Consider the following 23,723-nt stretch of genomic DNA (forward strand, 5'->3'; position numbering starts at 1 on the left):
GGCTCCGGCCACTATTTGTATCGGTGTGCCTGCTCGACCAGCCAGGTGGAAAACATCACGGCGTCGGGATGCTCGTCGGCGCCTGAACCGCGTACCAGATAAAACGATTCGCTGGCTTCGATACGCTGGTCGAAGGGTGCGACCAGGCGCCCGTCCTCAAGCATTTCGTCGACCATCGAGGAGCGTGCCAGGGCGATCCCTTGCCCCAGCTCCGCCATGCGCAAGGTCGAGATCAGCGTGTCGAACTGCAGGCCGCACGACGAATCGACGGCGTCCGCGCCGACCATCTTCAACCAGTAGCCCCAACCTTCTTCGTAGCCCAGCACATGCAGCAGTGTGTGCTGGGCCACGTCCTCGGCCGCATTCAGCGGTGAACGTGCGATCAGGGCGGGCGAGCACACTGGAAACAAGGTGTCCCAGGTCAGGCGCTGCGAAACCAGGCCGGGCCATTGACCATGGCCCCAGCGAATCTCCATATCGTCCTCGCCATCCAGCTCCTTGACCCAGATATTGCTGATGTAGCGGATATCCACCTGCGGATGGTCCTGACGAAAACCCACCAGCTTGGGCGCCAGCCAGTGCACGAAAAACGCCAGGCTGCCGCGCACTTTGATTGGCCGGCGTTTGTGCTGGCCAAAAATCTCATTGGTGCCGACGGCCAGGCGGGTGATCGCATCCTGTACCACCGGCAGGTAGGCCTGGCCTTCTTCGGTCAGGCCCAGGCCACGTGGTAACCGCTTGAACAGCGCCACCCCCAGATGGCTTTCCAACTGCCGGATCTGCTGGCTGACGGCACCCTGGGTCAAGCACAGTTCGTCAGCGGCGTGAGTGAAGTTCAGGCATCGAGCGGACACCTCGAAGGCCCGCAGCCAATTCAACGGCGGGAGTGGCTTTTGCTTCATGATCTGTCCCTTATCGACGCTGTGCCGAGCACGCTGGACCACACCGTCGAGCGTGCCTAGAACGCATCGGACGGTCGAACCGTGGAGGCGAGCGACAGGCGTCGCTCGCGGCTATTGCGGGTAATGTAATACACGAAGTAGCACCAGGCGATGAAGGGCACGCCGAAGTACAGCGCGACCCGCTGCTCGGGGTCGAACGCGATGCCTACACACGCCAGCGCGCAGCACACCAACGCGCCCAGCGGAACCCAGGGGTAACCGCGCACTCGGAACTTGAGGTCGCGCACATCGCCGCCGTTGGCCACATACTGGCGGCGAAAGGCGATCTGGCTCGCGGCAATGCTCATCCACACCACCACAACCGCCAACCCGGAGATGGAAACCAGCGCCAGGTACACGGTGTCGGCTGCGAACACACTGCTGAGCAGTGAGGCGCCGCCACCGACCATGCTCAACACAATCGCATTCAAGGGCGTGCCCATGCGGGTCAGCTGGGAGAACTGCTTGGGCAGATGGCCCTGGTCGCTCAAGGTCCAGAGCATCCGCGAGGCGGCGTACAGCCCGGAGTTGGCGGCCGACAACAGCGCAGTGATGATCACAAAGTTCATGATGTCGGCGGAGTAGGGGATGCCGATATAGGTGAATACGGTCACGAAGGGGCTTTCCACCAAGCCGGCCTGTTCGCGGGGCAGCAGGGTTGCCAGGACGAAAATCGTGCCGACGAAAAAGATCGCCAGGCGCAGCACGGTGGTGCGGATGGCCCGTGGCACATTGCGTTGGGGGTCTTTGGTTTCACCGGCGGCGATACCGATCAGCTCGGTGCCCGAGAAGGCGAACGACACGGCCAGCAAGGTCATGGCAATCGAAATGAAACCGGTCGGGAACAGGCCCTCACGGGTGAAGTTACCCAGGCCGATGCTGTGGGCCTGATCGATATTGAGCAGGCCGAGAATGGCGCCGCCGCCGATCACAAGAAACACCACCACCGTCACGACTTTGATCAGCGACAACCAGAACTCGGTTTCGGCAAACAAACGCACCGACACCACGTTGGTGAAAAACACCGCGCCGGCGAACAGCGCACTCCAGATCCATACCGGCGTGTCGGGGAACCAGCGCGTCATCAGGATACCGGCAGCGGTGAATTCCGAACCGATGGCCACGGTCCACGTCAGCCAATACAGCCATGCCACGGTATAGCCGGTGCCCGGGCCGAGAAACCGCGTCGAGTAACTGCTGAACGAGCCGGTTTCAGGCATCTGCACCGCCAATTCGCCCAGGCACATCATCACCATGTAGACCATGAGCGCACCAATGACGTAGGCGATGACCGCGCCGAGGGGACCTGCCTGGTTAACGGTATATCCAGAGGTCAGGAACAGCCCGGTGCCGATCACGCCACCGAGTGCGAGCATGACGATATGGCGGGTCTGCATTTCCTGTTTGAAGCCGGCACGCGTGTTGAGTTTTTCTTCTTTTGTGGACATGGTTGTTCTCATGAAAGTTGTTAGGGCAGGTCGGAACGTTGCCGCTAAGTCTTATTATTATTCCTCTTCATGAAACGCCTCACAGACGGCCCTGTCGTGAGGTTTGAAACGTCAGCTCGCGACTTCGGCGCAGTTGCTCTGTGGGCTGTTTTTCTCGCGCAGGCCGCGCACAAAGGCGAACGCCTGCTTCAAATCATCCAGCAGGTCGTCGGTGTCCTCGATACCGACCGAGACCCGCACCAACCCTTCCGAAATCCCCAGGGCCAGCCGTTCCTCCAGCGTGTTTTCCACATGACTGGTGGTGCGGGCCGGGCCGTAAATGGTTTCCACCGCACCGAGGTTGCCGGCGCAATGCGCAAAGCGCAGGCGTGGCAATAGCAGCTTGACCGTGTCCATGCCGCCGACCAGTACAAAACTGACGATGGCGCCGAAGCCAGCCATTTGCGCGCAGGCCACTGCGTGGTTCGGGTGCCCGGGCAGGCCGGGATAATTGACGGATGACACCAAGGGTTCGGTGCACAAGAACTCCGCCAGGGCACGAGCGCTGCGTTGCTGCTGGCGCATGCGCAGTACCAGGGTTTTCATGCCGCGAATGATCAGGTAGGCCGAGAACGGGTCGAGTGACGCACCGTTGATTTCGCGGTAATGCCGAACCTTGGCCATTAACGATTTCTGGCCGCAGACCAGGCCGCCCAGCACATCACCGTGACCGCTTAGGAACTTGGTGGCGCTGTGAATGACCATGTCCACCCCCAGCGCCAGCGGGCTCTGATTCAGTGGCGTGGCGAAGGTGTTGTCGGCCACGACCAGGGCGCCGACGCGCTTGGCCGCCGCGACCAGCCGTTGGATATCGAGGATTTTCAGGGTCGGGTTGGTGGGCGTTTCCAGGTACACCACCTGACAGCCTTTGGCGATTTCGCGCTCGATCTGCTCATGATCGAACGTCTCGCACAGCGTGACCGCCACGCCCATGCGCGGCAGGAACTCTTCGAAAATCTTGTTGGTGCCGCCATAGCTGTCCTTGGTGGAGACCACGCGGTCGCCATGAGCCAGGAAGGTGTAAAGCACGCTGCTGATCGCCGCCATACCGCTGCTGAAGGCAACGGCGGATTCGGCCATTTCCAACTCGCCGATCTTGGCTTCGAGGGTCTCGACCGTCGGGTTGCTCATGCGGCTGTAGATGAAGCCCTGGGCTTTGCCCAATGCTACGTCATACCACACATCGATGTCGTCGTAGCCATACGCGGCGCTGGCCACGATCGGGGTTTGGGTAGCGTTGTAGGGGTGCCTGACTTGCTCCCCGCCCCAGACCGCCCGGGTCCCGGCGCCCGCATTATCAAGTGCTGTGCTGTCAGGTTTTTTGTTCATTGAGATACTCGCACTGAGGGGTGAACGTTGAGTCATTCACACAGATAGTGCGGGCCAATATAGGGATTGGCGGCGTCCCCGAGAAACGATGTTATCGGTGCCAAAGGGCTGCTTTTTTTAATGGGTGAAGCTGGAACAGTTCGATAATTCTGAGGTTGGCCTGCGGGCTCACGGGGTTTGCCGCTGATGTTTCTTCAACCGATAGGCAAATTGGGCACGGCTGAGCCCAACGCGTCTGGCCGCCGCGGCCAGGTTGCCGGCGTTCTGTTGCAGCGCCTCCCTGATCAGGCGTGCTTCGAGCCCTTCGATGGAAAACCCCTGGTCGAGTTGGCCCAGGGTGTCCAGCAGCACAGGGGGGCTGACCGGCGCAGTGTTTGACAGGCTGCCGTGGTGGTCCAGGCCATAGGCATCCGCCGGCAGCGGTTCGTTGCGAAACAGATGCACCAGATCAATCGCTTGGCACTCGTCACTGGCGATCAGGCCGCGCTCGATCAGGTTTTGCAGCTCACGCACATTGCCCGCGAAATCGTAGCGCAGCAGCACCTTCAGCGCGCGCATGGTCAGGCCGGCGGGTGTACGCGCGTATTCCTGGCAGAAGCGCGTCAGGAACGCATTGATCAACAGCGGGATGTCATCCCGGCGCTCACGCAGCGGCGGCAGGGCGATGGGGTAGACATTCAGGCGGTAGAACAGGTCTTCACGAAACGAGCCGTCGGCGACCGCCTTGCGCAAGTCGATATTGGTCGCGGCCACCACCCGCACGTTCACCGTGATGCCGCGCACGCCGCCGACCCGTTCGATCTCGCGCTCCTGCAACGCCCGTAGCAGTTTGCTTTGCCCCGCCAGGCTGAGGCTGGTGATTTCATCCAGGAACAGGGTGCCGCCCTGGGCCCGCTCGAAACGCCCGGGACGCGAGTGGGTGGCGCCGGTGTAGGCGCCACGCTCGACCCCGAAGAGTTCGGCTTCGATCAGGTTATCCGGGATGGCCGCGCAATTGAGCGCGACGAATGGGCTGTCACGGCGGCCGCTGAGTTGGTGCAGCTGGCGTGCGAACATCTCCTTGCCGACGCCGGACTCACCGCTGATCAGCACCGTGGCGGGGGTCAGCGCGACGCGTTGCAAGGCTTGCATCGCGGCGTTGAACGCTGCACTGGCACCCACCAGCGGTTGTGCCTGGCTGACCCCGGCAGGGCTGCCTGCCGGGCTATGGCGCAGCGGGGCGGCGGCGGGGCTGGTGACGGCCTGGGACACATTCAGGTAGCGCAAGTCCTGCTCGGCGTCGCCCCATTGCTCGACCGTCTTGCCGAGCACCCTGCAACTGCGGTGGCCCATGCCACGGCACTCGACTTCACGGAATACCACCAGTTGCCCGAACAGGCCACTGACGAAGCCCGTGGCATACCCGGTCTCCGTCCAGCACACCGGATCCTGGCCGACACCGTAGGCGCGCACATGCTCGTCGGCCTCGCAGGAGTGGTGCCAGAGAAACTCGCCTTCATAGAACCCCGAGTCGGCGTCGAACTTGAAGTACAGGGGTTCGACCTTGGTCATGCCTTCCAGGGTGTGCAAGTGCGTCCCGGCCCGGAACACGGCGGCGGCATCGGCCTGTGGCCAGCGCTCGCGTATCAGGCGCGCATCGCGCGCGCCGCAGGCATAACCGGTGCGGGTAAACAGGCCGCGCGCCTGCTCCAGCCCCAGGCGCTCGATGACTTCCCCGCGCAGGGCGCCGAAGGCGGAGCTGTGCAGCAGCAACATGCGTTGGTCGTTGAGCCAGATCCGCCCGTCTTCGGGAGAGAAAAACAGGCAGTCGGTCAGCTCCGCAGGCGTGGGTGAGCTGCTGTCGCTGAGTTGGCGGCTGTCGCCGCGCGGATGATAGTGCGCGGCGCTCGCGCGGTTGTCGGGCTGCGCGCTTTGGGGGTTAGTCATTGTTATGCCCCTGCAAGGCGAATGATCGATATGAGTCACTGCTCAGATAGTTATTAAACATAACCTTATCAATTGAACAAGTGGCGCGATGGTGGTTTTTGCAGTTGAGCGGTGGAGCACCGCAACGCGGCGCGTGAAAGGCCCCGATCCAGAGCCTTCGACGGTTTATGTCAGCGGGGTCTCGTGCAAGCGGCACAGCCTTTGCTCAAGGCTTGATGCGGCGTCTGCACCCGTGCAGGCGATGACAATTACAAGAACCGGGAGTTGCCATGTCAGTGTCTGAAACCACCCACCTGTTACAACGGGCCATCGAGTCCGAATGCCTGTTCAACGGCGATTGGGAGCCCGCTTCGGGAGCCGTGATCCCCGTGATCGAACCTGCCACCGGCGAACCGCTGATGAACTGCGCCATGGCCAGCCCGGCCGACATCGCCGTGGCCAGCCGCAGCGCGGCCCTGGCCCAGCCGGCATGGGCCGCGCTCGGCCCACGGGAGCGCGCCGAGGTGTTTCGCAAGGCGGCCGAGGTGGCCCGACAGTCATTCGCCGAACTGGCGCTGTATGTCGCCCGGGAAACCGGCGCCGCGCTGTTCAAGGGCGAGCACGAAGTGCGCGAAGCGATCGTGCTGCTGCATCAGGCGGCGGGCTTGCTGTCCCAACCCCACGGCGTGGTACTGCCCAGCGCGGCGGGGCGCTTGTCCTATGCTCGGCGCCAGCCCCATGGCGTGGTCGGGGTGATTTCCCCGTTCAACTTTCCTTTGGTGCTGTCGCTGCGTTCGGTGGCACCGGCCCTGGCGGCGGGCAATGCGGTGGTGCTCAAGCCCGATCCGCAGACCCCGGTCAGCGGTGGTTTTCTGATCGCCCGGCTGTTCGAAGAAGCGGGCTTGCCCAAGGGTTTGCTGCATGTGTTGCCCGGCGCCGCAGCGGCAGGTGAGGCGCTGTGCCGCGACCCCAACGTGCGGATGATCGCGTTTACCGGCTCCACGGCAGCGGGGCGCAAAGTCGCCGAGGTGGCTGGCCGGCACCTGAAAAAAGTCGCGCTGGAACTGGGCGGCAAGAACCCGTTGATCATTCTCGAAGACGCCGACCTCGACCTGGCCGCCAGCAACGCCGCCTGGGGAGCATGGCTGCACCAGGGGCAAATCTGCATGGCGACCGGGTTGGTGCTGGTGCATGAGTCCATCGCCGCCAGCCTGACGCGCAAGTTGGTGGACAAGGCCCGTGCGCTGACCGTGGGCAACGCTGCGCGCGGTGAAGCAGCGCTCGGCCCCTTGATCAACCTGCGCCAATTGCAGCGCGTGCGCGAGATCGTCAACGACAGCCTGCAGGCGGGCGCAAAGCTGGAGGCGGGCGGCGATTATGACCAGCTGTTTTACCAACCCACGGTGCTCAGTGGCGTACGGCCGGGTATGCGCGCCTTTGAAGACGAAATTTTCGGCCCGGTGGCGACGGTGGTCAGCTTTGCCACGGATGAGGAGGCCATCGAGCTGGCCAACCGCACCGAGTACGGGCTTTCGGCGGCCATCCTCTCGCCCTCGGTGGGGCGCGCCATGGCCATCGGCGAGCGGCTGGACTGCGGCCTGCTGCATATCAACGACCAGACCGTGGCGGATGAGTGCATCAACCCTTTCGGTGGGCGCGGCGCATCGGGCAATGGCGGCAGCGTTGGCGGGCCGGCTGACTGGGACGAATACAGCCAATGGCAATGGGTCACGGTGAAAAACACGCCGCCGGCCTATCCCTTCTGAGCCTTGGCTCGCACCTGCCTAAACAACAATAAGAGGGCTTGAACATGCACCTGTACAACAAAACCTTGATCGTCACCGGCGTCGCGTCGGGCATTGGAGCGGAAGTGGCGCGATTGGCGCGCTTCCAGGGCGCCACGGTACTGGGCGTCGATCGCCATGAACCCCAATTGACGCTGGCTGGATTTTTCCAGGCTGACCTGAGCGATCCCGCGAGCATCGACGCGCTGGTGGCGCGCTTGCCGACGCGGGTTGACGCGCTGTGCAATATTGCCGGTGTGCCCGGTACGGCGCCGGTGCAAACGGTGGCGGAGGTCAACTACCTGGGGTTGCGCCATCTCACCCAAGCGCTGCTGCCACGCATGCCGGCGGGCGGCAGCATCGTCAACGTCGCCTCGGTGCTCGGCGCGCAGTGGCCGCAGCGCTTGGCGCTGCACAAAGCGCTGGCCGCGACTGAGAGCTTCAGGGCCGGGCAGCAGTGGCTGGCGGCCAATCCGGTGGAGCAGGGCAGCTGCTATCAGTACTTCAAGGAAGCGCTGATCGTCTGGAGCGCACAGCAATCCCAAGCCTGGTTTCGCGATCACGCGGTGCGTATCAACTGTGTCGCGCCAGGGCCGGTGTTCACCCCGATTCTGGGGGATTTCGTCAGCATGCTCGGGCCAGAGCGGGTGGCCGAGGACAGCCAGCGCATGACCCGCCCGGCCTTGGCTGATGAGGTGGCCTCAGTGATCGCGTTCCTTTGCTCGGACGCGGCGCGTTGGGTCAACGGGGTCAATCTGCCGGTGGATGGCGGGTTGGCCGCCACTTACCTTTAGGCATTGCCACAGCGTTGCACCCCGGTGCGGCAGCGCCGTGCCGGGGGTCTTGAACAACAACAAAAATACAGGACATACAAGATGCTCAAGCCTATCTTGCGGCCGGTTGCGGCCGTGACATGGGTCGCGTTGTCAGCGACCGCTCATGCTTACGACTTACCCGGCCTGAACCTTGGGACCACCAGCTTCTATGACGGCTCACCCGCGCCTGCCGGACCTGGTTGGTACCTGGAGGAATACCTCACGTACTCGCGTGCGAGCCGCTTCAATGATGCCCATGGCAACAAGCTCGCGTTGCCCCGGCAGGACCTGGAAGTGGTGGCGCCCACCACGCAGATCATCTACGTCGGCCAGCCCCTGGCCAATGGCGCGATGCCAGGATTTACCCTGATCAATACCTCCCTGGCCCATGTGTCGGTGGAGGATGGCTTGAACAACGCGGCACTCAGTTCCCGGGCCGGGTTTGGCGATGTCACGCTGGGCGCGTTCCTGCAACTGCCGACAGTGACCCGAGCCGATGGCAGCCCGTGGTTGACCCAGCGGGTCGAGGCGGATGTGACGGTGCCGGTGGGCGCTTACGACCGCAATCGCTCGATCAACCCCGGCAGCCATTTCTGGTCATTCAACCCCTACTACGCGGCGACATACTGGTTCAGCCCCAAGTGGTCGGCGAGTGGGCGTTTCATGTACCTGTGGAATGGCAAGAATGATCAGCCGCAGGCAGGCTTTGGAGATGCCTCCAGCACCCAGGCCGGGCAGGCACTGCATGCCAACCTGACGCTGCAGTACGCCATCGACGCGCAATTGAGCCTGGGCTTGAATGGCTACTGGTTGAAGCAGATCACCGACACCAAGGTGGATGGGCATGCGGTGAGTGGGCGTCGAGAAAAGGTCTGGGCCATCGGCCCGGGCATGATGTACGCGTTCAACAAGGAAAATATCCTGTCGGTGAACGCGTACTTCGAGCAACAGGCGCAAAACCGCACCCAGGGCAACAAGCTGGTGTTTAACTGGCTGCACCGGTTTTAGCGGCGGGGGTGCCAGGCAGGCCCGGTGGCGCCGCACGTAGCATCACGCTGATGATGGTGAGTGCGGCGATCACCACGCCGGGGGACGTCGCCAACAGCACGCCGGGAGTGCCGGCGCCTGCCGCGAGGAGTTGCCCGGCCGCCAGCGGCCCGGCCACCGAGCCCAGCCGGCCGATGGCCACGGCCGCCCCCACGCCGGTCGCACGCACGGCGGTGGGGTAGGCGGGTGGGGCGCTGGCATACAGCACCAATTGGGCGGCCATCACGAACAACCCGGCGGCAAAGCCGGCAATGGCCATGGGCACAATCCCCACCGACAGGCCGACCCCGGCCAGTGCGGCGAGCAACCCGGTGTACACGCACAGCACCACTTTCAGCGCGTTGCAGCGGTCCAGCAGCACCCCGCCCAGCAACGAGCCGAGGGCGCCGCCGATATTGAAGAGCATCTGCACCAAGCCCGCCTGGGGTTTGCTGAAGCCCTGTTCCATCAGCAACGAAGGCAGCCAGTTGAGCAGCATGTACATCACGGTCAGGGTGAAGAAGTAACTGAGCCATAACGCCAGGGTCGTGCGTGCGCGCCCTTCGCCGAACAGTGCCTCGCCGGTGGAGGGGCGCAGGCTGCGGGCTTGCCCGGACTGTTGGCGAAAGGCATTGGATTCAGGCAGCAGCCAGATCATCAGCGGCGCGGCCAGCAAGGGCGCCAGGCCACCGATGATAAACGTGGTTTGCCAGTGTTCACTGGAAAACATCGCGACCACGGCGGCCAGTGCGCCGCCCAGTGGCACGCCGCAGTACATGACGCTGATCGCAGTGCCACGCTTGCCTTCGCTGACCGCCTCGGCACACAGCGCGATCAGGTTGGGCAGCGCGGCGCCCAGGCCCAGGCCGGTAAGAAAGCGCACCAGCAACAGGCTCCAATAGCTTTCGACAAACGCAGTACTCAGGGAAAACAGCCCGAACAGCAGTACGGCACTGACCAGGATTTTCTTGCGGCCGATGCGGTCGGCGACCCAGCCACCGAAGAACGCCCCCGGCAGCAAGCCAATGATGCCGACGCTGAAGACCCAGCCGAGCATTTTCGGGTCCAGCGCAAAACTCTGCCGCAACCCGGCGGCAGCGGTGCCGGCGGCCTGCAGATCGAAACCCTCGATCAGCGCAACGATAAAGCACAACGCGATAGTCAGCGTCGAACGACGCGATGGACTGTCCATGGGCAAACCTCATTGTTGTTTTTGTTGTGGTGCGAGCCGGTAGGCTGCTGGTAATCAAGATAACAAATATAACTAAAAAAACTACGACGGCGAGCTTGCCACGGGTATCGACAAGCAAGCCCTCTATCTCAATCGTTTGCGCTGAGAACGCGTGGGGAGAATGAAATTAGATAGTTTTATTAACGTTCGATTATCGGTCAGTCGCGGTTGACGAGTGCTGCCAGCTGTTTCCATTCTCTGTTGGCGAAGCCGGTTGGCCGAGCGCGTGTCACCCCAAAAACAACAACAAAAAATGGACATCGAACATGCAAAAACTCCCCACGGGCGCTGTCGCGGCGGCCTGCCGTGTGTCGAACCGCACGCCACGCCTGATCAGTGCGCTGCTGCTGTTGAGTGTTCTGCCCACCTCGTCGTGGGCGGCGGGGTTTATCGACGACAGTCATGCCACCCTGACGCTACGCAACTACTACCTGGACCGTGACTACAAGGACGACGGCGCCAAGACCGCCGCTCGCGAATGGGCGCAGGCGTTTATCCTCAACCTGGAATCGGGGTACACCCCAGGTATCGTGGGCTTTGGCCTGGATATGCGCGGGCTGATGGGGGTCAAGCTCGACTCTTCGCCAGACCGCAGCGGCACTGAGTTATTACCGGTATCGGCCAGCGACAAGCGTGCCGCCGATGAATATTCGCGGCTGGCGCCGACCGCCAAGTTGCGGTTTGCCCAAACCACGGTGAAGGCCGGCGACGTGTCGATCTTTCTGCCATTCGCCTTTGCCAGCCCGTCGCGCCTGCTGCCGCAGACCTTTCGCGGCACGACCTTGAGTTCCAAGGATATCGACGGGCTGACCCTGAATACCGGCTACATCGACCGTATCAACAAGCGCGATTCCACCGACTACCAGGCCATGACGATCGCCTCGCCCAACCGTCGGTTCAACGCCACCGCAACCACCTCGCACCTGGCCTATCTGGGCGGTGATTACCAGGTCAATAAAGACCTCAGCCTGCGGATTTATCACGCGCAAGTGGCGGACCTCTACCAGCAGGACACCTTCGCGCTGCTGCATAACCTGCCAGTGGGCGACGGGGTACTGACCAGCGACCTGCGCAGTTTTTTCAGCCGCGAAGACGGCAGCGCCAAGGCCGGTAAGGTGGACAACCGCAACCTCTCGGCGCTGTTCGGCTATCGCCTCGGCGGGCATCGTTTCAGCTTGGGCTACATGCACGCCAGCGGCGACACGGCCACGCCCTATATCTCGGGGACCGAGCTGATGGGCATGAGCGAACTGACCATGAGTTCGGACTTTCTCAACGCCAAGGAGCGCACCTGGCAGGCGATCTACGACTATGACTTCGCGGCCTCAGGCTTGCCGGGCCTGAAGAGCCGGTTGCGGTATGTGCGTGGCGACAATATCGAATTGACGGCCTTCAACGCCCAGGACCGCAAGGAGCGTGAGTTCCAGATGGAACTGGGCTACGTGATCCAGAGTGGCCCGTTGAAGAACGTCGGGCTGATGGCGCGCAAGTCGATCTACCGCAACGACTTCCCCGGTGGCGCCGCGTTTCGCGATGAAAACCAGACACGCTTCCTGGTGCTCTACACCGTGGCGCTCTGGTAGGTCAGCCGTCCTGGTACACCTTCTTGAGCAGGCGCAGCAACTCTGCCCGCTCTTCGGCGTCGAGGGCGGCGGTGGCGTCCAGGTCGCTCTGGGCGGCGATGTCCTTGAGTTCCTTGAGCAGGACTTCGCCAGGCTTGCTCAAGAAAATCCCATAGGAGCGCTTGTCCGGTTTGCAGCGCACGCGCACGGCCAGGGCGCGGCTTTCCAGCTTGTTCAGCAAGGGCACCACCTGCGGTGGCTCGATGGCCAGGGCGCGTGCCAGGTCGGCCTGCATCAGCCCGGGGTTCTGCTCGATGATCGCCAGGGCCGAGAACTGGGCGGGGCGCAGGTCATGCTCGGACAGCCGGCCGATCAGGTTCTGAAACAGCTTGAGCTGGGCGCGGCGCATGGCATAACCGATCAGATCGTCCAGGGCTGAATCCAGCGGCGGCCGTGCCTCGTCGTTGTCGGGCGGGGCCTGGCGGGCGGCGGCGAGGGTGGAGGGCTTGGCCATTGGCAGTGCAATCCTCAGGAAATGGAGGTTAAGAAGGCTATCTAGTTTGCCGGGGTTGACGCGCCCTGGCTACGACAGCTTTTCAAGTCGTAGGAAAAAACGCTGGTCACACCTTGAGAAATATTGGTTATTAAAATTAATAGTTAATTGACATAACCATATTTGCGGTTTAATTTCGAATCCATCTTCACACCAGAACAAGAGCATACCGCCATGAGCAATTACGAAGGCCGTTGGACCACTGTCAAGGTTGAGATCGAGCAAGGCATCGCCTGGGTCATTCTCAATCGCCCGGAAAAACGCAACGCGATGAGCCCGACCCTCAACCGGGAAATGATCGACGTGCTGGAAACCCTGGAGCAGGACCCGGCCGCCGGTGTGCTGGTGCTGACGGGCGCCGGTGAAGCCTGGACCGCAGGCATGGACCTCAAGGAATACTTTCGCGAAGTGGATGCCGGCCCGGAAATCCTCCAGGAAAAAATCCGCCGTGAAGCCTCGCAATGGCAATGGAAGCTGCTGCGCATGTACGCCAAACCGACCATCGCCATGGTCAACGGCTGGTGCTTCGGCGGTGGCTTCAGCCCGCTGGTGGCCTGCGATCTGGCTATCTGCGCCGATGAAGCGACCTTCGGTCTCTCGGAAATCAACTGGGGCATCCCACCGGGCAACCTGGTCAGCAAGGCCATGGCCGACACCGTGGGCCATCGTCAATCGCTGTACTACATCATGACCGGCAAGACCTTCGGCGGGCAGAAAGCCGCTGAAATGGGCCTGGTCAACGAGAGCGTGCCGCTGGCGCAACTGCGCGAAGTCACCATTGAACTGGCGCGCAACCTGTTGGAGAAAAACCCGGTGGTGCTGCGCGCGGCCAAGCATGGTTTCAAGCGTTGCCGCGAACTGACCTGGGAGCAGAACGAAGATTACCTCTACGCCAAGCTCGATCAGTCACGCTTGCTCGACACCGAAGGCGGACGCGAGCAGGGCATGAAGCAATTCCTCGACGACAAGAGCATCAAGCCGGGCCTGCAGGCGTATAAACGCTGAGGTGTGCGGCCTGCGGGCCGCATTGTCGTCACCCTGCTTGAACGTATTCCCGATAAAGATAATAAAGAGGAATCACCATGCTGGACGTGCCCCTATTGATTGGCGGCCAGTCGTGCCCCGCCCGCGACGGTCGAACCTTCGAGCGTTGCAACCCGGTGACCGGTGCTGTGGTTTCGCGGGTGGCCGCCGCCACCCTGGAAGATGCCGACGCCGCCGTGGCGGCGGCCCAGGCCGCGTTTCCCGTCTGGGCCGCGCTGGCGCCCAACGAACGTCGCACCCGCCTGCTCAAGGCCGCCGAGCAATTGCAGGCGCGTAGCGCTGAATTTATCGCCGCGGCCGGTGAGACCGGCGCCATGGCTAACTGGTATGGCTTTAACGTGCGCCTGGCGGCCAACATCCTGCGCGAAGCCGCGTCGATGACCACCCAGATCACCGGCGAAGTCATCCCCTCCGATGTGCCTGGCAGCTTTGCCATGGCCCTGCGCCAACCGTGCGGCGTGGTGCTGGGTATCGCGCCCTGGAATGCTCCGGTGATACTGGCCACCCGTGCCATTGCCATGCCGTTGGCGTGCGGCAACAGCGTGGTGCTCAAGGCTTCCGAGTTAAGCCCGGCGGTACACCGGCTGATCGGCCAGGTGTTGCAGGACGCCGGCCTGGGCGATGGCGTGGTCAATGTCATCAGCAATGCGCCGGCAGATGCGGCCGCGATTGTCGAGCGGCTGATCGCCAACCCGGCGGTGCGGCGAGTCAATTTCACCGGTTCGACCCATGTCGGGCGGATTGTCGGCGAACTCTGCGCTCGCCATCTCAAGCCGGCGCTGCTGGAACTGGGCGGCAAGGCGCCGTTGCTGGTGCTCGATGACGCCGACCTGGACGCTGCGGTAGCGGCCGCGGCCTTCGGCGCGTATTTCAATCAGGGGCAGATCTGCATGTCCACCGAACGCCTGATTGTCGATGCCAAGGTCGCCGATGCCTTTACCGCCAAGCTGGCGGCCAAGCTCGCAACCCTGCGCGCCGGTGACCCTGCCGCGCCGGATTCGGTGCTGGGTTCGCTGGTGGATGCCGGCGCCGGCACGCGCATCAAGGCGCTGATCGATGATGCCCTGAGCCAGGGCGCACGCCTGGTGGCCGGCGGGCAATTGGACGGCAGCATCCTGCAGCCGACCCTGATCGAGGGTGTCTCCGAACACATGCGGCTCTACCGCGAAGAGTCCTTCGGCCCGGTGGCGGTATTGCTGCGCGCTGACGGTGACGAAGCGCTGCTGCGCCTGGCCAACGATTCCGAGTTCGGTTTGTCGGCGGCCATCTTCAGCCGCGACACCGGACGCGCCCTGGCGCTTGCGCAACGGGTGGAATCCGGCATTTGCCATATCAACGGCCCGACGGTGCATGACGAGGCGCAGATGCCTTTTGGCGGCGTCAAGTCCAGCGGTTATGGCAGCTTTGGCGGCAAAGCCTCCATCGAACACTTCACGCAATTGCGCTGGGTGACGTTGCAGAACGGGCCACGGCACTACCCGATCTGAGTCCGTTGCGCGACATAACAATAAAGGCGGGCGTTTGATCCGCCTTGATGGAGGGCATCCTTGTGAGTTCCGAATTCAGACCGCAACCTCAGTCCGAGCCGCACCCGCCGCAGTACCGCGCGGTGTCCATCGGCCATGCGCCGGTCGAGGTCACTGAAGAACAGGGCGTGCTGCATATGCGTTCCCTGGAGCCATTGGCCGAGCTGCCGAGGCGCTTGCTGGATCGTCTGGTGCATTGGGCCGAGGTACGGCCTGAGCAGACGTTTATCGCCGCGCGCCAGGCCGACGGTGAATGGCGCCGAGTCAGCTATGGGCAGATGTTCGACAGCGTGCGAGCCATCGCCCAGAGCCTGTTGGGCTTCGGGCTGTCGGCGCACAAGCCCTTGGCGCTGCTGTCGGGCAACGATATCGAACATTTGCAGATCGCCCTTGGCGCGATGTACGCCGGCATTCCCTACTGCCCGATTTCGCCGGCGTACTCATTGTTGTCTCAGGATTTCGCCAAGCTGCGGCATGTATGCGACCTGCTGCAACCGGGGCTGGTGTTTGTCAGCGATGCGCCGGCGTATCAGCGAGCTATCGATGCGGTAGTGCCGGCCGACACACCGCTGATCAGTGTGCGCGGCGAGGTGCCGGGGCGTACCCACGTCAGCTTTGCGCGCCTGCTGCAAACACCCGGCGGTGCCGAGGCCGAGGCGGCGTTCAACGCCACCGGCCCCGACACCATCGCCAAATTCCTCTTCACCTCGGGCTCGACCAAGTTGCCCAAGGCGGTGATCACCACCCAGCGCATGCTGTGCGCCAATCAGCAAATGTTGTTGCAGACGTTTCCGGTGTTTGGCGAGGAGCCGCCGGTGCTGGTGGACTGGCTGCCGTGGAACCACACTTTTGGCGGCAGCCACAACGTGGGCATCGTGCTTTACAACGGCGGCACCTTTTACCTGGACGACGGCAAACCCACGGCCCAAGGCTTCGCCCAGACCCTGCGCAACCTCAAGGAGATCTCACCCACGGCGTACCTGACGGTGCCCAAGGGCTGGGAAGAACTGGTCAATGCGCTGGAACAGGACGCCGAGTTGCGCGAGTGCTTTTTTGCCCGCATGAAGCTGTTCTTCTTCGCTGCCGCCGGCCTGTCGCAAAGTGTCTGGGATCGGCTTGACCGGGTGGCCGAGCGGCACTGCGGCGAGCGCATCCGCATGATGGCGGGGCTGGGCATGACCGAAGCCGCGCCATCCTGCACCTTCACCACCGGGCCGTTGTCGATGGCCGGTTACATCGGCTTGCCCGCCCCGGGTTGCGAGGTGCGGCTGGTGCCGGTGGACGGTAAGTTCGAAGGGCGCTTTCGCGGGCCGCACATCATGCCCGGGTACTGGCGGGCGCCGGAGCAAACCGCCGAGGCGTTCGATGAGCAGGGTTATTACTGTTCCGGGGATGCGCTCAAGCTCGCTGACCCCCGGCAACCGCAATGGGGGTTGATGTTCGACGGGCGGATCGCCGAAGACTTCAAGCTGTCTTCCGGGGTATTTGTCAGCGTCGGCCCGCTGCGCAATCGCGCCGTGCTTGAAGGCTCGCCCTATGTGCAGGATGTGGTGATTGCCGCACCGGACCGTGAGTGCCTGGGTGCCCTGGTGTTCGCCAGGCTCTACGAATGCCGCAGGCTGGCGGGCCTGAGCGCCGAGGCCAGCGACACTGAAGTGTTGGCCAGTGCGCCGGTGCGCCAGTGGTTCGCCGACTGGTTGCAGCGACTCAATCGCGAGGCCACCGGCAATGCCAGTCGCCTGGAGTGGATTGCGCTGCTCGACGAGCCGGCGTCCATCGACCGCGGTGAAATTACCGACAAGGGTTCGATCAACCAGCGTGCGGTATTGCAGTGGCGTGCGGCGAAAGTCGAGGCGCTGTATCGCGGTGAAGACCCCACGCTGCTGCGTGCAGGGCACACACGATGAGGTCCGCCGATGCCCCGCTATGAGGCGCCCCTGCGCGATATGCAATTTGTGCTCGAGCATTGGCTGCAGGCGCCTGATGCGTGGCGCCGCAACCCGAGGTTCGAGGCGTTGGACCTGCCGCTGGCGCTGCAAGTGCTGGAGGAGGCCGCGCGCTTCAGCCAGGACGTGCTGGCGCCTTTGAACGCCCTGGGTGATCGTCAGGGCTGCCGCTGGCAGACGGGCCAGGTGAGCACCCCGGACGGCTTTGCCCAGGCGTATCAAGCCTATGTCGACGGCGGCTGGCCGGCGCTGGCCTGTGCTGAGGCGCTGGGCGGGCAGGGCTTGCCGCAGGTGCTCGACGCCGCCGTGCAAGAGATGCTCTATGCCAGCAACCACGCCTGGGCCATGTACACCGGCATTGCCCACGGCGCCTACCTGTGCCTCAAGACCCATGCGGCGCCGTGGTTGCAGGCGCGTTATCTGCCCGAGATCATCAGCGGCCATAGCTTGCCGACCATGTGCCTGACCGAGCCGCAGGCCGGCAGCGACGTCGGTTTGCTGCGCTGTCGCGCCGAACCCCAGGGGGATGGCAGCTATCGCCTGAACGGCAGCAAACTGTTTATTTCCGGCGGTGAGCACGACTTCACCGCCAATATCCTGCACCTGGTGTTGGCGCGCCTGCCCGATGCGCCGCCCGGCAGCCGCGGTATTTCGTTGTTCCTGGTGCCCAAGTGCCTGGACGATGGCCAGGCCAATGGCGTGCGCTGTGAGGGCATCGAGCACAAGATGGGCATCCAGGGCAGTGCCACCTGCTCGCTGGTGTTCGACGCCGCCCAGGGCTGGTTGATCGGCGAGCCCCATCGTGGCTTGGCAGCGATGTTCGTGATGATGAATTCGGCACGCCTGCATGTCGGCCTGCAAGGCTTGGGGCACGTCGACGCGGCTTGGCAGCACGCCTGGCAGTACGCCGCTGAGCGCGTGCAAATGCGCGCACCGTCACGGCCCGCGACAGTGGCCGCGCAAGCCGCTGACCCCATTCGTTATCACCCAGCCATGCGCCGCGTGTTGCTCGAGTTGCGCACCACCAGCGAAGGCCTGCGCGCCATCGGTTACTGGGCCGCGCACTTGCTCGATCAGGCTGAGCAGGGGGCGGACCCGGCAGCGGCCGCGTTGGCGTCGTTGCTGACCCCGATCATCAAGGCGTTTTTTACCGAACAGGGTTTCCGCCAGGCGAGCAACGCGTTGCAGGTCTTCGGCGGCTACGGTTATGTCACCGAGTTCGGTATCGAGCAAACCCTGCGTGACAGTCGCATTGCGATGATTTATGAGGGCAGCAATGAGATCCAGGCCAATGACCTGCTGCTGCGCAAAGTGCTGGGAGATGAGGGCCAGGCGTTTGGCTTGTTGCTGGCCGAGCTGCGCGCTGAAGCCGGGCAGGGCCGGCAGCATGCTGAGTGCGCAGGGTTTGCCGACGCGTTGGACAGTCTCTGCGCTGCCTTGGCCGGTGCGGTGAGCGCCATTCGCGAGCGGTCTGGCGAAGACCGCGAATACCCGTTTCGGGCCGCGCCGGACTTCCTACAGTTGTGTGGCGTAGCGCTGTTGGCCTTCGCCTGGGCACGGGCTGCGCGGGTCTCAAGGGCATTACCCGAAAGCGATCCGTTGCGTGACGCCAAGCTGCAAAGCGCCGGATTCTTTTTCGATTACCTGCCGTCACGGCTGGCCCAGCATCTGGGCGCAATCGAGGGGGCACGCGCGGCGATGGCGTTCGTCTGATTGCACTGACTTGCAGCACGACGACTTGCGATCCGACGACTTGCGATACTATGGGGCGACCCACGTTTTCTGGAAGTTGCCTGGATGAGCAAGCCCGGCCAATTGGTGCTGATTGCACTGCGCAAGATGATTGCCAGCGGAGAGTTGGCTGCGGGTGAGCGCCTGATGGAAATTCCCACGGCGCAGCGCTTCGGCGTTTCGCGCATGCCCGTACGCATGGCATTCCGTACCCTTGAACAGGAAGGCTTGCTGGTGCCGTTCGGCGGGCGTGGCTATCAGGTGCGGTCGGTCAGCCCCAGCGATATTGCCGGCGCGGTCGAAGTGCGCGGTGTGCTTGAGGGCCTGGCGGCGCGTCAAGCCGCCGAGCGCGGCTTGTCCGATGACGCGCGCAGGGCGCTTGAGCGCTGCCTGGTCGAAGGCGATCAACTGTTCGACAAGGGGTATGTCACCGAGGACGACCTTGAGGTCTATCACGATCTGAACATGCGCTTTCACCAGGTCATCGTTGAAGGTAGCCATAACCCGGCGATTGCCGATGCCCTGGCGCGCAATGACCACCTGCCATTCGCCTCGGTGACGGCACTGGCGGTGGACCGCGAGGACATGGTCCGCGAATACCGCCGCTTCAACTATGCGCACATGCAACACCACTCGGTGTTCGACGCCCTGGTCAATCGCCAGGGCGCACGGGCCGAAGCGCTGATGCGCGAACACGCCAATGCGACGTTGCGCTATGCTGACACCTTCAGCTCAGCCACCGCCGACGCGCGCATGAAGGTGATTTTGCCCGCCTCGTGACACGCCTCAGAGATCGAGCACCAGCATTGGGGTTTTCGAGCGCGAGCAGCACGGCGTGAACTGGTCATTGAGCGCCTGTTCCTGCTCGGTGAGGAACAGATCACGGTGCTCTGGTACGCCGTCCAGCACGCGAGTCAGGCAGGTGCCGCACACCCCCTGTTCACACGACACGGCAATCGTGATGCCGTGGCTCTCCAGCACCTGCACCACACTCTGGTCGACCGGTATCTCAAAGACCTTGCCAGAGCTGCCGATTTGCACCGAAAACCGCCCATCGAGGCGGCTGTCCACCGGCGCCGCCGAGAAGTATTCGCGATGCAGACAATTGTCCTGCCAGCCCAGCGCACGGGCACTGTCGAGCACATGCTGCATGAACCCGCCCGGGCCGCACACATACAGGTGGACGTCGTCTGCGGGGGCCGCCAGCACCTGGCCAATATCCAGGGCCGTGTCGGGCTGTTCGTCAAAATGCAGGAACACTCGCTCGGCAAATGGCGACGCCTTGAGGCGCTGCACAAACGCTGCGCGTTCGCTGGCACGGGCGCAGTAATGCAGTTCGAAGTCGGCACCTGCCTGGGCGAGGTGTTCGGCCATGCACAGGATCGGGGTGATACCAATACCCCCGGCAAACAACACACTGCGTCGGGCGTCGCACACCAGCGGGAACAGGTTGCGCGGTGCGCTGATGCTCAGGCGGGCGCCTGGTTGCAGCTGTTCGTGCAGGCTGCGCGAACCGCCTCGTGAGGCAGGGTCCTTGAGCACGCCGATCAGGTAGCGATGACGTTCTTCAGGGTGATTGCACAGCGAGTATTGACGGATCAGCCCGTCCGGCAAGTGCACATCAATGTGCGCGCCGGCACTGAAGGCCGGCAATGGGTTGCCATCGACACTGGCCAGTTCAAAGCTGCAAATGTCCTGGGCTTCGTTGTTACGCAATACCACCACCACATCGATCATGTTCAGTCCTTCCTGCGTTGGGGTTATTCAGGCAGTGGTTGTGTTGATCAGGTGAGGTTCGACCGTGCGTTCCCTGGCAATCAGGCGTTCGAGGATTTTGCGTGACTGCACGCCGCCGGCATCGATATTCAGCTTGAGCAAATTGCGCGTCGGGTGGGCAAGCAGGTTCTGTTGCTGGCGCTCGAGCATCTCCAGGTCTTCGCTGAAAATCTTGCCCTGACCTTCGCGGATGCTTGCGGTCAATGCCTCATCGTCGGGCTTGAAGTTGCGTGCCATGCCCCAGAAGTACCAGATCGAGGTGTCGGTCTGCGGGGTGATGAAGTCCACCACAATGCTCGCCGCCTTGTGCTCGGCGGCCGCGTGGTAGCCGCCTTTGCCGGCATGGGCCACGCCAACTTCGATCAATACATGGCTGGGCGGGGTGAAGCGGCAGATCTGCCAGCGGTCCACGGGCACATCATCGGCGAGGTTGTTACCGCGCAGGGCCATGCGCCAGAACGGCGGGGCCAGGATGTTTTCCATGTGCCGGGCGGTGATGACTTCGTCGCCTTCCACGCTGGTCACGGGCGCTGCTTCGTCGATTTCCTTCTGGCCGATACTGGAGGCATGCACGTAGGTTTCGTGGGTCAGGTCCATCAGGTTGTCGATCATCAGGCGGTAGTCACACTGGATCTCGAACAACCCGCCGCCATAGGCCCACTCATCACTCACGGCCCATTCCAGATGTGGGATCAGCGCGGGATCGGCCAGGGCCTGATCGCCCGGCCAGACCCAGATGAAACCGTAGCGCTCGACGGCCGCAAACGTCTTGTTGCAGGGAAACCCGCGTACGCGCTGCCCCGGCATTTCCACCGTCTTGCCATCACCGCCCATCACCAGGCCGTGATAGCCGCAGACCAGGTTGCCGTTCTCGACATACCCCAGCGAAAGCGGGGCACCGCGATGCGGGCAGAAATCCTCGACCGCCATTACGGCGCCATCCAGGCCACGATAAAACACCATTTTTTCAGCGCAGATCTGTCGGCCCAAAGGCTTTTGCGCAATTTCATCAGGGGTGCAAGCGACGTACCAAGTGTTCTTGGGGTACATGACGACTCTCCAGGCAACGCGTTATTTTTATTTAATGGATCCATTAAATGGGCGGCTGGCTGGATAGGTCAACGCTAATGCGGTTATATATTGGGCGATTATCGGTCAATTGGGTTTCAGTGGATCCAATGATCCGTTCTTTAAAAGGACTCAAAGACGGGCAGGGGATCTGTGGCCGTGAAGCGGGGATGCACATTTAATTGACGCCACTATATCGCCACCCTATTATCGCCGCCGAATGGTGGCACTGAGCCATGTAGAGGGATCTAATCGATGTGGCGTTTTGCACGCCGGACCAGGCTCAGCCTGCTGTCCGCTTTTTTTTGCCTGGGCGCGGGCGGGTGGGCGCAAGCCGCCACACAGCAGGCTGCCCCAGGTATCACCGACCTGATTCGTGATCGTCAGGACCGCCTGCTCGAAGAGCAGCAGCGGCGGCTTGAGGATCTCAAGGAGTTGCCGGGTAAATCCGCGACGCCTACAACGCCCACAGGGCCTGCCGACACTCGTTGCTTCCCGATCAAAGCCATTGAGCTCTCCGGCGCTGAAGCGTTGTCCGAAGGCGAACGCAACCGCCTGATCAAGCCTTACATCGACCAATGCCTCGGCGTACCACAGCTTAACGAGGTGCTCAAAGTCATCACTGACCGCTACCTGGCCAAAGGTCTGGTGACCAGTCGCGCCTACCTGCCGCAGCAAGATCTCTCCAGCGGGCACCTCAAGATCCAGGTGGTCGAAGGCAAATTGGAAAGCTTGAAGGGCGCTGAAGGCAGTGGCATCACCGACCGCCAACTGGCGATGAGTTTTCCCGGCAAGCAGGGCGAATTGCTCAACCTGCGCGAAATCGAGCAGATGGTCGACCAGCTCAACCGTCTGCCCTCGAACCAGGCGCAGATGGAACTGGCGCCGGGCAAGGCGGTGGGCGGTAGCGATGTGTTGGTCAAAAACACCCCGCAGAAGCCTTGGCGTGTGGGCCTGTCGCGGCACAACGGCGGCCAGCGCAGTACCGGCGAGCAGCAGTGGGGCGCGAGCCTGGATTGGGACAACCCATTGGGCCTGGCTGACCAACTGTCGTTGCGCGGCGGGCACGATGCTGTCAGCGACCACCAGAAAACCTCGCGCAATTCGATGCTCAACTACAGCTTGCCGTTCGGCTGGTGGAACCTGACCTACAGCTACACCGAGAGCGAATACCGCTCCCGGGCCGAGGCAAACAATTTCACGTTCAAGCAGACCGGCGACAGTCAGAACCACCAATTGCGTCTGGAGCGTGTGATCCACCGCGACGCCCTCAGTAAAACCTCCCTGAGCACCGGCGTGGCCTACCTGCGCACGAACAATTTCATTGAAGACAGCAAGCTCGCCGTGAGCAGCAACCGTCTCAGTGAAGCCCAGTTCGGCATCAATCACGGGCGACGTATCGGTGAGTCATTTCTCAACATTGACCTGGGCATGCAGGACGGCATTGGTGCATTCGATGCCCAGGCCAATCATCATCCAAAACCCGGCCAGGCCGATGCGCGTTACCGCAAATACACCGCCACGCTGAGCTACCTGTACCCCTTCAAGTTGTGGGGCGAGTCATTGAGCTTCAGCAGCCTGATGACCGGCCAGCACAGCGAAGACGTGCTGTTCAGCCCACAACGCATGAGCCTGGGCGGGCAGTCGTCGATTCGCGGCTACAAAGACCAGATGCTCGCCGGCGACAGTGGCGGTTACTGGCGCAACGACCTGCGCTGGAGCCGCCCGGTGACCTGGGCCTGGCTGCAGCCGGTGCTCAGTGAGTACGGCACCAGCCTGGGTTACGACCAGGGCGTGATCAGCCGCGACCGCTACAACGCCGAGCAGCATGGGCGGATGAGCAGTAACTCGCTGGAGCTGTTTGCCCGTGGCAAGAACGTCGCCGCCAGCGTGACCTTTGCCCACTCTCTGGAACGACCGGCCGCTATCACTGAGCGTGAAGCGCCGATCTATTTCCGACTGGATTTCTTTCTTTAAATTTTTGACCGCCTTCGGGCAA

18 protein-coding genes are annotated in these 23,723 nt (G+C 62.8%); 10 read left to right on the forward strand and 8 right to left on the reverse strand.

Annotated elements, in window-relative coordinates; all coding sequences use genetic code 11:
• Positions 1-11: 11 nt before the first annotated feature.
• From DK870_RS14265 to DK870_RS14280, 4 genes are all read right to left on the reverse strand, one after another.
• Positions 12-902, reverse strand: coding sequence for a LysR substrate-binding domain-containing protein (locus DK870_RS14265; protein WP_060752836.1), 891 nt, complete (start codon positions 900-902; stop codon positions 12-14).
• A gap of 56 nt (positions 903-958) precedes the next feature.
• A complete protein-coding gene (locus tag DK870_RS14270) occupies positions 959-2,389 on the reverse strand; it encodes an amino acid permease (RefSeq protein WP_161548925.1) in 1,431 nt (476 codons plus the stop codon).
• Positions 2,390-2,500: 111 nt separating this feature from the next.
• On the reverse strand, positions 2,501-3,757 hold the full coding sequence (locus DK870_RS14275; protein ID WP_161548926.1) for a cystathionine gamma-synthase family protein: 1,257 nt from the start codon (positions 3,755-3,757) through the stop codon (positions 2,501-2,503).
• A gap of 168 nt (positions 3,758-3,925) precedes the next feature.
• A complete protein-coding gene (locus DK870_RS14280) occupies positions 3,926-5,683 on the reverse strand; it encodes a sigma-54-dependent Fis family transcriptional regulator (protein ID WP_161548927.1) in 1,758 nt (585 codons plus the stop codon).
• Positions 5,684-5,952: 269 nt separating this feature from the next.
• Here DK870_RS14280 and DK870_RS14285 point away from each other — a divergent pair, with 269 nt between their 5' ends.
• The 3 genes from DK870_RS14285 (at position 5,953) to DK870_RS14295 (ending at position 9,269) form a co-directional block, all read left to right on the forward strand.
• Positions 5,953-7,428: a benzaldehyde dehydrogenase gene (locus DK870_RS14285; protein ID WP_090371226.1), complete on the forward strand. Its 1,476-nt coding sequence runs from the start codon at positions 5,953-5,955 to the stop codon at positions 7,426-7,428.
• A 44-nt stretch (positions 7,429-7,472) separates the two neighbouring features.
• On the forward strand, positions 7,473-8,240 hold the full coding sequence (locus DK870_RS14290; protein WP_161548928.1) for a coniferyl-alcohol dehydrogenase: 768 nt from the start codon (positions 7,473-7,475) through the stop codon (positions 8,238-8,240).
• A gap of 81 nt (positions 8,241-8,321) precedes the next feature.
• Complete coding sequence (locus DK870_RS14295; protein WP_104993566.1) at positions 8,322-9,269, forward strand: transporter; 948 nt, start codon at positions 8,322-8,324, stop codon at positions 9,267-9,269.
• Here DK870_RS14295 and mhpT read toward each other — a convergent pair.
• Positions 9,247-10,479, reverse strand: coding sequence for a 3-(3-hydroxy-phenyl)propionate transporter MhpT (gene mhpT, locus DK870_RS14300; RefSeq protein ID WP_161548929.1), 1,233 nt, complete (start codon positions 10,477-10,479; stop codon positions 9,247-9,249). The genes DK870_RS14295 and mhpT overlap by 23 nt on opposite strands.
• A 305-nt stretch (positions 10,480-10,784) precedes the next feature.
• Here mhpT and DK870_RS14305 point away from each other — a divergent pair, with 305 nt between their 5' ends.
• The gene (locus tag DK870_RS14305) at positions 10,785-12,101 is read left to right on the forward strand and encodes an OprD family porin (protein WP_161548930.1); all 1,317 of its coding nucleotides are present in this window, start codon (positions 10,785-10,787) and stop codon (positions 12,099-12,101) included.
• A gap of 1 nt (position 12,102) precedes the next feature.
• Here the strand turns inward: DK870_RS14305 and DK870_RS14310 are convergent, their stop codons facing one another.
• Positions 12,103-12,594, reverse strand: a complete 492-nt coding sequence (locus tag DK870_RS14310; RefSeq protein ID WP_104993569.1) for a MarR family winged helix-turn-helix transcriptional regulator — start codon at positions 12,592-12,594, stop codon at positions 12,103-12,105.
• Between the two features lie 213 nt (positions 12,595-12,807).
• Here DK870_RS14310 and DK870_RS14315 point away from each other — a divergent pair, with 213 nt between their 5' ends.
• From DK870_RS14315 to DK870_RS14335, 5 genes are all read left to right on the forward strand, one after another.
• Positions 12,808-13,638, forward strand: coding sequence for a p-hydroxycinnamoyl CoA hydratase/lyase (locus tag DK870_RS14315; protein ID WP_060752846.1), 831 nt, complete (start codon positions 12,808-12,810; stop codon positions 13,636-13,638).
• Positions 13,639-13,715: 77 nt separating this feature from the next.
• Positions 13,716-15,164 carry an aldehyde dehydrogenase gene (locus tag DK870_RS14320; protein ID WP_161548931.1) on the forward strand — a complete coding sequence of 483 codons (1,449 nt, stop codon included), beginning with the start codon at positions 13,716-13,718 and terminating at the stop codon, positions 15,162-15,164.
• A 62-nt stretch (positions 15,165-15,226) separates the two neighbouring features.
• A complete protein-coding gene (locus DK870_RS14325; RefSeq protein WP_161548932.1) occupies positions 15,227-17,110 on the forward strand; it encodes a feruloyl-CoA synthase in 1,884 nt (627 codons plus the stop codon).
• A 9-nt stretch (positions 17,111-17,119) separates the two neighbouring features.
• Positions 17,120-18,862, forward strand: coding sequence for an acyl-CoA dehydrogenase (locus DK870_RS14330; RefSeq protein ID WP_161548933.1), 1,743 nt, complete (start codon positions 17,120-17,122; stop codon positions 18,860-18,862).
• A gap of 84 nt (positions 18,863-18,946) precedes the next feature.
• Entirely contained in the window at positions 18,947-19,660 is a 714-nt protein-coding gene (locus DK870_RS14335; RefSeq protein WP_104993573.1) for a GntR family transcriptional regulator, read from the forward strand.
• 6 nt (positions 19,661-19,666) lie between these two features.
• Here DK870_RS14335 and DK870_RS14340 read toward each other — a convergent pair whose 3' ends face one another.
• Positions 19,667-20,617, reverse strand: a complete 951-nt coding sequence (locus DK870_RS14340) for a PDR/VanB family oxidoreductase (protein ID WP_161548934.1) — start codon at positions 20,615-20,617, stop codon at positions 19,667-19,669.
• Between the two features lie 27 nt (positions 20,618-20,644).
• Entirely contained in the window at positions 20,645-21,706 is a 1,062-nt protein-coding gene (locus tag DK870_RS14345) for an aromatic ring-hydroxylating dioxygenase subunit alpha (protein ID WP_161548935.1), read from the reverse strand.
• Positions 21,707-21,979: 273 nt separating this feature from the next.
• Between DK870_RS14345 and DK870_RS14350 the strand changes: the two genes are divergently transcribed.
• Positions 21,980-23,701, forward strand: coding sequence for a ShlB/FhaC/HecB family hemolysin secretion/activation protein (locus tag DK870_RS14350; protein ID WP_161548936.1), 1,722 nt, complete (start codon positions 21,980-21,982; stop codon positions 23,699-23,701).
• Positions 23,702-23,723: the final 22 nt, after the last annotated feature.

The sequence above is a fragment of the Pseudomonas sp. Q1 genome, assembly GCF_009935975.1.
Classification (GTDB): Bacteria; Pseudomonadota; Gammaproteobacteria; order Pseudomonadales; family Pseudomonadaceae; genus Aquipseudomonas; species Aquipseudomonas palleroniana.